We start from the raw sequence: 12,055 nt of genomic DNA, 5'->3' as shown, positions 1-12,055 counted from the left end.
TCTCGCGCAAAAGCGCAAATTAAGACGGCGACGCCCAGTTTTTGCGCAGCCGTCCGTATGTCAAAGCCTGTCTACATCCGGATCGAGCAATTCGTGCAAATGCACGATGAAATAGCGCATATGCGCATTGTCGACCGTCGCATGCGCCTTCGCCTTCCAGGCGGCGACGGCGCTCTCATTGTCCGGATAGACGCCCACGAGATCGAGCTTCGTGACATCGCGGAAGCGAACCGCGCCCAGATCCTCGAGCTCGCCGCCGAAGACGAGATGCACCAGTTGCTTGGGCTTGGCGTGGGGGGGAACGTCAGTCGTCATGATCCTCGTCTCGCTGCGGCTTTGGCCAAGGCGAGGCTTTCGCCCAGCAGCGCCTTGGGCGCGGCGACGAGCATGTCGCGGCGCGGGTTAGGGCGATTGTAGGTAAGCGCGTCTCCGTCGAGCTCGACGAGCGCGCCACCCGCCTCGCTCAATATCACGTCGGCCGCCGCTATGTCCCAATCGCGGGCGTTGGGCTTGGCGATCGCCACATCCGCGTCGCCCATGGCGATCTGGGCGATGCGCAAGGCCAGCGACGGGTTGCGCTTGACGAAATGCAGCTCGTAGAGGCTGTCGCCGAGAACGTCTTGATATTCGGTGGGGGCGACGAAAGCGGCTCCTTGCAGGTCGGCTCGAGCCGAAACGCCGATCGCCTCTTCGTTGAGAAAGGCGCCGCCGCCGCGGAGCGCAAGAAAGGTGTGGTCTAGCGCCGGCGCATGGACGACTCCGACGACAGGCCGGCCTTTGTCGATGAGCGCCAGCGAGACGCACCAGCGGGGATCGCCCCGCAGAAAGGCTGTCGTGCCGTCGATCGGGTCTACGATGAAAAGCCAGTCGCGCTCGAGCCGCTCGGGGTTGTCGGCGCTTTCCTCGGAGAGCCACCCCGCCTCGGGGAGGATCGCCTTGGCGCCTTGCTGGAGAAAGCGGTCGACGGCGATGTCGGCGTCGGTCACGGGCGAGCCCCCGCCCTTGAGTCGGATCTCGGCGCTGGTGCGCTCGCCGAGACGGAAATCCGTGAGGGCGATCGCGCCGGCCTCGCGCGCCAATTGCTCGAGGCGGCTCGCGAGCTTTCGAAGATCAGCCGGGAAGCCTTGCATGATTGTCTGGTAGGCGAGGCGCGTGCGCGCGGCAAGCGGCGATTTGCCCATTGCGGCGCGCGAATGCGATTCTCGCCGGGCAAAAAGCCTGTTCGGGGAAGAATGCGCGCAATTTTATGTTTCGTCTTTTCCGCCGTTTAGCCAAGGAGAGCCAAAGCGACCTCAAAAGCAATGGTTTAAGCCGGATTCACCGATCCTGTTAGCAAATATGGACGCGCTCTGGCGCAATTATGGCCCCCGACGAAGCAAGCGATCCCTTCCCTGGAGGCGAAAATGTTCGAACGGCACTCGACCCAAGACCGGAACGGCTGCGGCCAGATTCAGCATGATTCGCGCGCCGACGGCGGACGGCGCGTCGTGCGGGTGACGCGCGCCGGCGTGCTGATCGAGAGGCGCTTGAAGGGCGTCTCCATGCGGATCAGCGTGCCCTTCACCGCCTATCAAGGCGTTGCGCTTGCGGTGGAGCCGGCGCCATCCTCGGGGGTCGCCGCCTACCGGCTGTCGCTCGCTCACGCAGACCCGGACCTCGAGGTCCTGCTCTGCGAAACGAAGGACAGCGGCGCGGCCGCCGCGGACTGGAAATACTGGTCCTTCTGTCTCGACCTGCCGCGTCTCGCGTCAGAAAACGGCGAAGTCTCGCCGGTCGGCGCGGCGAAGCCCGCGCAGATTTTCGCGCGCCGACGCAATGTCGCCGTAGCCAAGCGCCGCCCGCGCTTTCTCTCGCGCCGCAGCCGCGGCGAGCTGGCCCGCGCCGCCGAAGTCTTCAGCGGCGAACGCGAGATCGTCTGCTACGAGTGAGGAAACCGCGCGAGGCTTTCCGCCAGGAGGCCCAGAAACAACAAGAGACCTGCGTGGAGGTTGGAGCGAAAGAGCGACAACGCGCGATCGGTCTCCAGGCCCTGCTTGAGCGGCAGAGTCTGCCATAAGAGATGCGCGGCGTAGGCCGCGACGCCGAGATTGGCGAAGAAGCCCAACCCCGCCGTCATGCAGGCGGCGAGCGTGAAGGCCAAGCACAAAGCGTAAAGCGCCCCGACGGCGAGCCGCACATGCGCGCCAAATAGCCGGGCCGTCGAGCGGACGCCCGCCTTTTCGTCGTCTCGCGCGTCCTGCAGCGCGTAGATCGTGTCATAGCCGATCGTCCAGAAGATCGAGCCCGCATAGAGCAGAATCGCGGGAAGACCCAGCGTCCCGAGCGTCGCGGTCCAGCCGAGGAGAGCGCCATAGGCGAAGGCCGCGCCGAGAATCGCCTGCGGCCAGGAGGTGAAGCGCTTGGCGAAGGGATAAAGGAGCACGATCAGCGGCGAGACGAGCGCCAGCGCGATCGTCGGCAGGTTGAACGAGACGAGGACATAGAGCCCGACGAGACATTGCGCGAGAAAGAAAAGCTTCGCCGCACGCAGGGAGACGCGCCCGCTGGCGAGCGGCCGGTTGCGGGTGCGCTCGACGCGGGCGTCGATCTCGCGGTCGACGATGTCGTTATAGGTCGAGCCCGCGCCGCGCATCGCCACGGCGCCGAGGAAGAAGAGCGCGAGCTGCTTGACATCGGGGGGAAGGCCGTAGGCGGCGCAGGCGAGAGCGCTGCTCTGCCAGCAAGGCAGAAGCAAGAGTTGCCAGCCGATTGGACGATCGAGTCGCGCGAGCTGCAGAAAGGGCTTTGCGGGTTCCGGCGCAAGCCGCAGGAGCCAATGTCCCGCGACGGCGTCGGGGAGGTTGGCGACGCTCGATCTGGCGGCGAGCGCGTTGTTCTCGGCGATAGGTTTCACGCGCGCTGTTTTGACCTCACCTGTCGCGCTTCATCACGAGCCATGCGCTGAAACCCCCGTTCTTAGCCTAGAGCGGCCCGGCGGGCAGGCGCGGCGGACCGCCGGCGGCGGCGCCTTGCTGCTCCTGCATCTTCTTGAAATTCGCGGCGGCCTCGCAGGCCTTCGCGGCGAACATCTGATCGCGGCCCTGCGCCTCTTTGAGCTGCGTGATGTAGGGATCGGGAATCTGACACCAGTCCTTATTCTTGGTCATAAAGGCCAGGAGCTGGTTCTCGGAAGCGACGAGCGCCTTCGCCACCGGACAGGCCGCCATGGGATCGATCTTGCCCTTGCCCGCCTTGCCGATCGCGTTGAGCTTCTCGATCTGCGCCATGCGCTGCTGCATCATCTTCGGCAGTTCCGCCTGGCAGTCGTCTCCGGCCGCCCGCGCGGGCGCAACCGAGAGCGCGAGAGCCATCAAGGCGAAAGGCGTGAGCCAAAGCGGAGCTTTCGTCAGCCGAGCGATCATCGGTCCTTCCGTAAAAAGCGCGCGGAGCGACGAACGCGCCCCCTTTGGCCGGCACACTGGCCCCAACAAAGCGGCGGCTTGATGGCGGCTCAGCCTAGCCTACTCCCTCTCCCCGTTCACGGCGAGAGGGCTGGGTGAGGGGCTTGGCGCTTGAGGGGCTTGGCGCTGAAGCCGCAGTGACGCTTCGCCGACTCTGCTAACCCCCGGAGGGAAGCGCCTCGAGCGCGTCTCTCAGCACCAGAGCCACGTGCCGGGCCTGTCTCCCCGAGCCGTGCGCGATCTGATGGCGGCAGGAGAAGCCGTTGGCGATGAGCGGCGCCTCGGGCGCTGCGCGCACGGCGGGGAGCAGCGAAAGCTCGGCCATCCGCATCGAGGTCTCGTAATGCTCGGCCTCGAGCCCGAAGCTGCCGGCCATGCCGCAACAGCTCGAGTCGACGATCTCGAAGGAGAACCCTGGAATCCAGCCTAAAACCTTGCGCATCGCTTTCATCGCGCCGAACGCCTTTTGGTGGCAGTGGCCATGAACCAGCGCCCGCTGCGCTTCGAGCGCCTTCAGCTTCATGCGCAAGCCGTTGTTCTGATGCTCGCGCGCGAGAAACTCCTCCAAGAGATAGAGCTGCTTTCCGAGGTCGCCGACCTGCGGCCCGAGCCCGAGGCTGTAAAGCTCGTCGCGCAAAGACAGCAGGCAGGAGGGCTCGAGGCCGATGATTGGAGTCTTGGCGGCGATCTCGTCTTGAAACGCGGCGAGCACGCGCTTTGCCTCGCGACGCGCCTTCTCGACGAGACCCGTCGTGAGATAGGTGCGCCCACAGCAGAGCGGACGATCGGGCTCCGCGTCGGTCGGCGCCGGACGCGCGACGCGCACGGCGTAGCCCGCATGTTGGAGAACGGCGATCGCGGCTTCCGCAATCTCGGGCTCAAAGTGCTGGCAGAAAGTGTCGACGAAGAGAACGACCGCGCCGCGCTCGCCGGTCGCGCTTTCCGTCATGGCTGCAAGAGGCTTTGCGGCGGGTTCCGGGAGGGGGCGGCGCGCCGTGACCCCGATCCACCGCTCCACGAACTTCGCCAGCGCAGGCAGGCGATTATGCGCCTTGATCGCGAGGCGCAGCGGGGTCTTGTAGCGCGAGAGCCATTCCGGCGCGGCCCCGAAGAGTCGCAGCCGCAGCGAGGGCGGCCTGATCTCGTGTCGCTGCGCCAGATATTCCGTCTTGATCAGAGTCATATCGACGGCGCTCGGACATTCCTTCTTGCAGGCCTTGCAGGAGACGCACAGATCCATCGCCTCGTCGAGGCGCGGATCGGCGAAGGCCCGCGCGTCCGAGCCCTCGTTCAACGCCGCCTTAAAGGCGGCGACGCGCGCCTCGGTCGAATGTTTGGCCTCGCCCGTGACGCGAAAGCTCGGGCACATGACGCCCTTGGCGGTCTTCTGACAGTCGCGGCTGTGCATGCAGACGGCGACGGCCTTGGCGTAATTGCCGCCGGTCGCGGGAATGCCGGAATAGGCGTCGCCAATGCCGTAAGTGTCATAGGCCGACCAGTCGAGAAAGGTTTTCATGAGGCGCCCCACTTTGCCGGCGGGGAAGCAACATTCGTTCCCAAAAGATGCAGCGAGCGGGCGCCGACGCCCCCGGATTATCAGCCCGAAGAGGCGTTTGGGCTTCCATAGGCCTTTAGAAAAGTTGCGATGCCTGCCTCCATGATCCTCTCGGCTTCCGCCTCGCCCCGCGCCTCGAGGCCGAGCGCGGCGCGCAGAGGAAGGTCGGCCACTGCGAGATTCAAGAGCTGCTCGGCGACGATAGGCGGGTCGTCGAAGGAGAGCAGCCCCTTATCCCGCGCTTGCTCGAGATAGGCTGCGAGGAAGTCGAGCACATTCTTTTTGCCGCTGTTGAAATAGAGGTGACAAAGCTCGGGGAAGCGGTAACGCTCGTTGGAGATGGTTTGGAAGAACGCAGCCGAGTCCGGCGAGAGAAAGAAATCGATGAAATGCCGGCATAAGACGTGGAGGGCCGGAGCCAGCCCCCGATCGAGATCGGGCGAGGGGATGTTGCCGCATTTGTCCTTGCACTCGGCTTCGATCAAATGCGTGAACAAAGCCTCTTTGCTCGGAAAATACGCGTAGAGGGTCGCTTTCGAAACGCCCGCCGACCGAGCGATCGCGTCCACGCTCGTTCCCGAAAATCCGTGCAAAAGAAATTCCTGGCGCGCGGCGACGAGGACTTGGCACGCCTTCCGCCCGGAGAAGCGCTCTCCCGAGAGATCGGGCGCGGCTAATGGTGAATTCATGGCGGTCAAAACCCGATTGTTAGGCTCAGCCTCCGGCCAAAGGACGCCAACTTCTCGAGCTGCCGCGATTGCTTCTCCTCAAAGACAAGCTTCGAGAGAAAGTCGCGCCCGTGAAGGGGCTGAACTGAACAGTTCAGTCTGACGTTGACTTGGCCTAGGCGCAGCCGTATAAAGCTCAGGTGAACTGAACCGTTCAGTTCATTCCGAGGCCCTTATACACATGTCTTCGACCCGCATCAACTCGCAACGGGAGACGGGCTCAACGACGCCGGCGACGGACCCGAATTTCCGGGCGCCGCGCCGTCGTCGGCGGAGCTCGCTCTTGGCCGCGGGGCTGTTTTTGGCGGTTTTGCCGTTGCGCAGCTGCGCGGTCGGCCCAGACTTCGTCAGCCCCGAAGCGCCCCAAGAAGCCGGTTATTCGGCGGGGCGCGGCATCGGCGTCACAGTGTCCGCGCCCGTGGCCGGCGGCGTTGCGCAAAGACTCGCCCATGGCCGGGACATTCCGGGAGAATGGTGGAGGCTGTTTCGTTCGAAGCAAGTTTCCGCGCTCGTCGCCGAGGCCATTGAAAACCATCCCGACATCGTCGCCGCCGAGGCGGCGCTGCGACGGGCGCGCGAGATCGCGGAGGCTGATGCGGCGTCCTTCCTGCCGCAGGCGTCTAATACGTCGATCGGGGCGACACGCCAGCAAATCTCGACTGCGCAGTTTGGCGGGTTTTCGACGTCTTCGTCTTCGACTTCGGCGTCTTCGTCGAGCTCCTCGGCCGAGCCGCTGCGCTTCTCGCTCTTCAACACCAATGTCGGTGTCTCCTTCACGCCCGACGTCTTCGGCAAGACCGCGCGCACGGTGGAGGGCGATTTGGCCGCCGCCGAGCAGCAGCGCTTCCAGCTCGAGGCGACCTATCTGACGCTGACCGCCAATGTCGTCACCGCGGCGATCGCCGACGCCTCCTACGCGTCGCAGATCAAGGTCACCCGCGATCTCATCTCCGCCTATCAATCCCAGCTCGATCTGCTGCAGAAGCGCTTTGATCTCGGCGCCATCGCGCTCTCCGATGTGGTCTCGGAGCGCGCGCTGCTCGCCCAGGCGCAAGCGACCTTGCCGCCGCTTGAAAAAGCCCGCGCGCAGATGCGCGACCAGCTCATGGCCTATCTCGGCCGCTTCCCCAACGCCGACAGAGGGGAGGCCGTCGATCTCGATAGCCTGCATCTGCCCAAAGAGCTGCCGTTGAGCCTTCCCTCGAAGCTCGTTCGTCAACGTCCCGACATCCGCTCCGCGGAAAGCCAGCTGCATCAAGCGAGCGCCAATGTCGGCGTCGCCACGGCGAATATGCTGCCGCAGCTCACCTTGTCGGCGACGGGCGGCAGCCAGTCCCCTTCGCTCAACCAGCTCATCACGCCGCAAACCGCGGTCTACAACCTCGGGGCGTCGGTCGCCGCGCAGTCCTTCGACGGCGGGGGGCTGTTCCATAAGCGCGAGGCGAATGTCGCGGCGCTCGAGCAAGCCTCGGCGCAATATCGTTCGACCGTCATCAACGCCTTCCGCAACGTGGCGGACGCCTTGCAAGCGGTCAAGCACGACGCCGAGACGCTGCGCGCCCAGGTCGCCGCGGAAAAAGCGGCGGCGGAAAGCCTGACGATCGTCCAAAATCAATATACCGGGGGCTTGACGACCTACGCGACCGTGCTCAACGCCGAGCAGACGCTTCTCAACGCCCGCATCAATCGTGTGAAGGCGCAGGCGGCGCGGTATTCCGACACGACGGCGCTGCTGCAGGCGCTCGGCGGCGGCTGGTGGAATCGCGTCGACGAAACGCCCGCCTCACAGCCAAGACCCACGGATCTCATCGCGACGTCGCCAATTGCGGCGGGCGTGCGCGCAGTGATGGAGGACGCTGAAAATGCTCGTTAAGGCGACTTTGCAAAACCGCCTCGGACCCGCGTTCAAGCCCATGATGATCATGCTGGCCTGCGTCGCCGTCGTGTTCGGCGGCCTTTACGGCTTCGTCGGCTTTCGTTCGATGATGATCAAGCAGGCGCTCGCATCGCTCGCCAATCCGCCGCAGACGGTTTCCGTCACCACCGCGGCGTTTCAGGAGTGGAAGCCGAAGCTTACGGCGATCGGGGCTTTCCGCGCCGTCAACGGAGCCGACCTCGCGCTGGAAGCCTCCGGCGTCGTCGAAAAAATCCAATTCCAATCCGGAGAGGACGTCGCCGCGGGTCAGCCGCTCCTGGAGCTGCGCAAGGACACCGACAACGCGAAGCTCGAATCCCTGAAAGCCACCGCCGAGCTCAACGCCATCAATCTACGCCGCGACCAGTCGCAATTGAAGATTCACGGCGTGAGCCAGGCGACCGTCGATACGGATGTCGCGAATCTTAGAAGCGCAAACGCCGAGGTCGCGCAGCAGGAGGCGGTGGTTGCGCAAAAGACCTTGCGCGCGCCTTTCGCCGGACGGCTCGGCATCCGCACCATCGACCTCGGGCAATATATCGGCGCCGGCACGGTCATCGTGACGCTGCAGGCGCTCGACCCGATCTATCTCGATTTCGTGCTGCCTCAGCAGGCGTTGAGCGGCGTCGCCGTCGGACAGACGATCACGGCGACCGTCGACGCCTTTCCGGGAGAAAAATTCGAAGGCAGGATCGCCGCCATCAACGCCAAGGTGGATCAAGCCAGCCGCAATGTGCAGGTGCGGGCGAGTCTCGCCAATCCCAAACGCAAGCTGCGGCCCGGCATGTTCGCCTCAATCGACGTCGCGACGGGCAAGCCGGAACGCTTCATCACGCTGCCGCAGACCGCGATCGTCTACGCGCCTTATGGAGATTCGGTTTTCATCGCCCAGAAGAGCGACGAAAAGGGGCAGCAAGGAACAGGACTCGTCGCTCGTCAGAGCTTCGTTCGGCTCGGCGCGAAGCGCGGTGATGAGGTGTCGGTGCTCGAAGGGCTTCCCGAGGGCGCCGTGGTCGTCACCGCGGGTCAGATCAAGCTGAGGAACGGTGCGCCGCTGAAGATCGCCGACAGCCCTTCGCCTCCCGTTGACGCCGATCCCAAGCCGCAGGATCAATGAAGGGAGACCCAGTCGATGCGTTTCACCGACATATTCGTTCGTCGTCCCGTTCTCGCCACGGTGGTCAGCCTGCTGATCCTGGTGCTGGGTCTGAGATCGCTCGCCACGCTGCCGGTCTTGCAGTATCCGCGCACGCAAAACGCCATCGTCACCGTGACGACGCAATATTTCGGCGCCGATCCCGCGACGGTCGCGGGCTTCGTGACGACGCCGCTCGAAAACGCCATCGCGCAGGCGAATGGCATCGACTATCTCTCGTCGACCAGTCAGATCGGCACGAGCACGATCACCGCCTATTTGCGGCTCAACTATGATTCCGGCAAGGCGCTGACCGAGATCAGCACCAAGGTCGATTCGATCCTCAACCAATTGCCCGCAGCCGTGCAGCGGCCGGTCATCACCGTGAAGATCGGGCAGACGATCGACGCCATGTATATCGGCTTCGCCAGTGAGCGGCTCTCGCCGAGCCAGGTCACCGACTATCTCATCCGCGTCGTGCAGCCGCGCCTGCAATCCGTGCCCGGCGTGCAGACGGCCGAGCTCATTGGCGGCAAGACATTCGCTTTGAGGGCGTGGCTCGACCCGACGAAGCTCGCCGCCTATGGCCTTACGGCGACCGAGCTCGCGGCCTCGCTTTCCGGCAACGACTACATCGCCGGCCTCGGCTCCACCAAAGGCCAGATGGTGCAGGTGAATCTTTCCGCGTCGACGTCGTTGCACTCGCTCGAGGAGTTTCGCAACCTCGTCGTCAAGCAGGCGAACGGCGCCAATGTGAAGCTCAGGGACGTCGCCAATGTGACCCTCGGCTCCGACGACTATGACTCCTCGGTCTCCTTCAACGGCAAGCAGGCGGTCTACATCGGCGTTCAGGTCGCGCCCGCCGCCAATCTGCTCGATGTCATCGCCGGCGTCAAAGCCGCCTATCCCGAGATCGCCAAGGCCCTGCCGGAAGGGCTCGTCAGCGAGATCGTCTATGATTCCACGGATTTCGTGAACAGCTCGATCGACGAGGTGATCCACACGCTCGTCGAGGCGATTCTCATCGTCACCGCCGTCGTCTTCGCGTTCCTCGGCTCCTGGCGCTCGGTCGTCATTCCGGTCATCGCGATCCCCCTTTCTCTCGTCGGCTCTCTCACGATCCTGCTGGCGCTGGGCTTCTCCATCAATCTGCTGACGCTGCTCGCGCTGGTGCTTGCGATCGGCCTCGTCGTCGACGACGCGATCATCGTCGTCGAGAACGTCAATCGTCATCTGGCGGAGGGCGCGACGCCCGTCGACGCCGCCCTGCAGGCGGCGCGCGAGCTCGCGGGGCCGATCATCGCGATGACCGTCGTGCTCATCGCCGTCTATGTGCCGATCGGCTTCCAGGGCGGGCTCACCGGCGCCTTGTTCGTCGAATTCGCCTTCACGCTCGCCGGCGCGGTCACGGTCTCCGGCGTCATTGCGTTGACGCTTTCGCCGGTGAGCTGCGCCTTCGTGCTCAAGCCGCCGGAGCGGGGACGCGAAACGATCGAGACCCGGATCGTCGCCTTCATCGACGGCGCGATGGACGCGCTCAGAGAACGCTATCATCGGATGCTCGACGCCTCGCTGAATTATGTCCCGGTCACGCTCGCTTTCGGCGGGTTGGTGCTCGTAAGCATCTATTGGCTCTATGCGAACTCGAAGAGCGAGCTTGCGCCCGACGAAGACCAAGGCCTCGTTCTCACCCAATCGACGCCGGCGCCGAACGCGACGTTGCAGCAGAAGCTCTTCTACGCCGACCAAGCCTATAAAATCTTCGCCAAGCATCCGGAGACGAAGACCGTTTTCCAGATCAACTCGCCGGCGCTTAACTTGAGCGGCATGGTGCTCACGCCCGCCGAGACGCGCAAGGTCGGAGCGGAGGAGCTGCAACATATAATCCAGCAGGAGCTCGGCGCCGTGGCGGGGCTGCGCATCGTGGCCTTCCAACAGCCGCCCCTGCCGGGCGCCACGGGCCTGCCCATCCAATTCGTCGTGCAGAGCACAGACACTTTCGAAAAAATGGACTCGGTCGCTCGCGATCTCCTGTCTCAGGCGCTCGGGACCGGCAAGTTCATCTTCCTCGACACCGATCTCAAAATCGACCAGCCGCAGATGTCGCTCGTCATTGATCGGGAGAAGAGCGCGCAACTCGGCTTGAGAATGATCGACGTCGGCGGCGCGCTCACGACCGCCTTGAGCGGCGGCTACACGCAATATTTCGGATTGGACGGCCGCTCCTACAAGGTCATTCCGCAAATTGCGCAGCGCTTTCGCCTGAACGCCGACCAAATCCTGAATTACTACATCAAGACGGCGGACGGCTCTTCTGTGCCCTTGTCGACGGTGGCCAAATTGGAGACGACCGTCGTTCCCGAATCGCTCAACCATTTCCAGCAGGCCAACGCCGTCACCGTTTCGGGCGTCGCGGCGCCGGGCGTCATCGCCGGCGAGGCTCTGGATACGTTGAAGGAGATCGCCCAGCGCACGCTGCCTCCAAACTATACGATCGACTATGCGGGGCCGTCACGGCAGTTTATCCAGGAATCGAGCGGCTTCGCGGCCACTTTCGGCTTCGCCTTGATCATCATCTTTCTGGCGCTGGCCGCGTTGTTCGAAAGCTACCGCGACCCGCTGATCATCCTCGTTTCCGTGCCCATGTCGATTGCCGGCGCGCTCGTCTTCATCATGCTGGGCTTCGGCGGAGCGAGCATCAACATCTACACCCAGGTCGGCCTCGTGACCCTGATGGGATTGATCAGCAAGCATGGCATATTGATCGTCGAATTCGCCAATGAGCTGCAGCGCTCGGGCAAATCCAAACGCGAAGCGATCCTGGAGGCGACCTCCATTCGTCTGCGGCCCATTCTGATGACCACCGCGGCCATGGTGCTTGGCGTGCTGCCGCTCATTGCGGCGACGGGCGCCGGCGCCGCGTCGCGTTTCAACATGGGTCTCGTGATCGCCTCCGGCCTGTCGATCGGCACGCTGTTCACGCTGTTCGTTCTCCCCGCCGTCTATCTGACGCTCGGCGCGACCCATAGCGCGAAGGAGGAGGCGAGCGAGGCGGCGAGGCTTGTCGACGCATAGATCTCAATGTGCGTTTGAGCGATTTCGCTCAAACGCTCTTGACCTCTTGCCTATCGAGCGCTGGGCCCTGACCGGCGCCGGCGCCCGCTGTGGGACAATGTCAGCTGTGGGACAATGTCAAAAGTATCATAGCTTAACACAGGAGTATCATAATTTAATGAGCAACACTGTTGCAAATGTGCAACACCTCAGTAGAATATTCCAAAT

At 63.9% G+C, this 12,055-nt stretch carries 10 protein-coding genes; 4 read left to right on the top strand and 6 right to left on the bottom strand.

Annotation, left to right across the window (positions count from 1 at the left end):
- Positions 1-60: 60 nt before the first annotated feature.
- Positions 61-315: a DUF4170 domain-containing protein gene (locus tag QMG80_RS00125; protein WP_085770974.1), complete on the bottom strand. Its 255-nt coding sequence runs from the start codon at positions 313-315 to the stop codon at positions 61-63.
- On the bottom strand, positions 312-1,181 hold the full coding sequence (locus tag QMG80_RS00120; protein ID WP_342586572.1) for a 3'(2'),5'-bisphosphate nucleotidase CysQ: 870 nt from the start codon (positions 1,179-1,181) through the stop codon (positions 312-314). Before QMG80_RS00120 ends, QMG80_RS00125 begins: the two co-directional genes overlap by 4 nt.
- A gap of 222 nt (positions 1,182-1,403) precedes the next feature.
- Here QMG80_RS00120 and QMG80_RS00115 point away from each other — a divergent pair, with 222 nt between their 5' ends.
- The gene (locus tag QMG80_RS00115; protein WP_085770973.1) at positions 1,404-1,928 is read left to right on the top strand and encodes a DUF6101 family protein; all 525 of its coding nucleotides are present in this window, start codon (positions 1,404-1,406) and stop codon (positions 1,926-1,928) included.
- On the opposite strand, the gene ubiA is transcribed toward QMG80_RS00115, so the two are convergent.
- The 4 genes from ubiA to QMG80_RS00095 form a co-directional block, all read right to left on the bottom strand.
- Positions 1,919-2,893 (bottom strand): 4-hydroxybenzoate octaprenyltransferase, encoded by a 975-nt coding sequence (gene ubiA, locus QMG80_RS00110; RefSeq protein WP_245300115.1) that lies wholly within the window; start codon positions 2,891-2,893, stop codon positions 1,919-1,921. The two genes, QMG80_RS00115 and ubiA, sit on opposite strands and share 10 nt — an antisense overlap.
- A 67-nt stretch (positions 2,894-2,960) precedes the next feature.
- Positions 2,961-3,401: a hypothetical protein gene (locus tag QMG80_RS00105; protein ID WP_085770972.1), complete on the bottom strand. Its 441-nt coding sequence runs from the start codon at positions 3,399-3,401 to the stop codon at positions 2,961-2,963.
- A gap of 196 nt (positions 3,402-3,597) precedes the next feature.
- The gene (locus tag QMG80_RS00100) at positions 3,598-4,956 is read right to left on the bottom strand and encodes a (Fe-S)-binding protein (protein WP_085770971.1); all 1,359 of its coding nucleotides are present in this window, start codon (positions 4,954-4,956) and stop codon (positions 3,598-3,600) included.
- A gap of 80 nt (positions 4,957-5,036) precedes the next feature.
- Complete coding sequence (locus QMG80_RS00095) at positions 5,037-5,684, bottom strand: TetR/AcrR family transcriptional regulator (RefSeq protein WP_085770970.1); 648 nt, start codon at positions 5,682-5,684, stop codon at positions 5,037-5,039.
- Positions 5,685-5,904: 220 nt separating this feature from the next.
- Here QMG80_RS00095 and QMG80_RS00090 point away from each other — a divergent pair, with 220 nt between their 5' ends.
- Genes QMG80_RS00090 through QMG80_RS00080 form a run of 3 tightly spaced genes read left to right on the top strand, consistent with a single transcriptional unit; the run spans position 5,905 to position 11,848 of the window.
- On the top strand, positions 5,905-7,596 hold the full coding sequence (locus QMG80_RS00090; RefSeq protein WP_085770969.1) for an efflux transporter outer membrane subunit: 1,692 nt from the start codon (positions 5,905-5,907) through the stop codon (positions 7,594-7,596).
- On the top strand, positions 7,586-8,755 hold the full coding sequence (locus QMG80_RS00085; protein WP_085770968.1) for an efflux RND transporter periplasmic adaptor subunit: 1,170 nt from the start codon (positions 7,586-7,588) through the stop codon (positions 8,753-8,755). Before QMG80_RS00090 ends, QMG80_RS00085 begins: the two co-directional genes overlap by 11 nt.
- A gap of 15 nt (positions 8,756-8,770) precedes the next feature.
- Complete coding sequence (locus QMG80_RS00080; RefSeq protein WP_085770967.1) at positions 8,771-11,848, top strand: efflux RND transporter permease subunit; 3,078 nt, start codon at positions 8,771-8,773, stop codon at positions 11,846-11,848.
- Positions 11,849-12,055: the final 207 nt, after the last annotated feature.

Origin of the sequence: Methylocystis bryophila, assembly GCF_027925445.1 — a bacterium.
Lineage (GTDB): Bacteria > Pseudomonadota > Alphaproteobacteria > Rhizobiales > Beijerinckiaceae > Methylocystis > Methylocystis bryophila.
This window is presented reverse-complemented; position numbering and strand designations above follow the sequence as displayed.

Excerpts from the sequence above, each read along its gene's own strand:
- QMG80_RS00125 (WP_085770974.1), bottom strand. The coding sequence starts at position 315 with ATGACGACTGACGTTCCCCCCCACGCCAAGCCCAAGCAACTGGTGCAT.
- QMG80_RS00120 (WP_342586572.1), bottom strand. The coding sequence starts at position 1,181 with ATGGGCAAATCGCCGCTTGCCGCGCGCACGCGCCTCGCCTACCAGACA.
- QMG80_RS00115 (WP_085770973.1), top strand. The coding sequence starts at position 1,404 with ATGTTCGAACGGCACTCGACCCAAGACCGGAACGGCTGCGGCCAGATT.
- QMG80_RS00105 (WP_085770972.1), bottom strand. The coding sequence starts at position 3,401 with ATGATCGCTCGGCTGACGAAAGCTCCGCTTTGGCTCACGCCTTTCGCC.
- QMG80_RS00100 (WP_085770971.1), bottom strand. The coding sequence starts at position 4,956 with ATGAAAACCTTTCTCGACTGGTCGGCCTATGACACTTACGGCATTGGC.
- QMG80_RS00095 (WP_085770970.1), bottom strand. The coding sequence starts at position 5,684 with ATGAATTCACCATTAGCCGCGCCCGATCTCTCGGGAGAGCGCTTCTCC.
- QMG80_RS00090 (WP_085770969.1), top strand. The coding sequence starts at position 5,905 with ATGTCTTCGACCCGCATCAACTCGCAACGGGAGACGGGCTCAACGACG.
- QMG80_RS00085 (WP_085770968.1), top strand. The coding sequence starts at position 7,586 with ATGCTCGTTAAGGCGACTTTGCAAAACCGCCTCGGACCCGCGTTCAAG.
- QMG80_RS00080 (WP_085770967.1), top strand. The coding sequence starts at position 8,771 with ATGCGTTTCACCGACATATTCGTTCGTCGTCCCGTTCTCGCCACGGTG.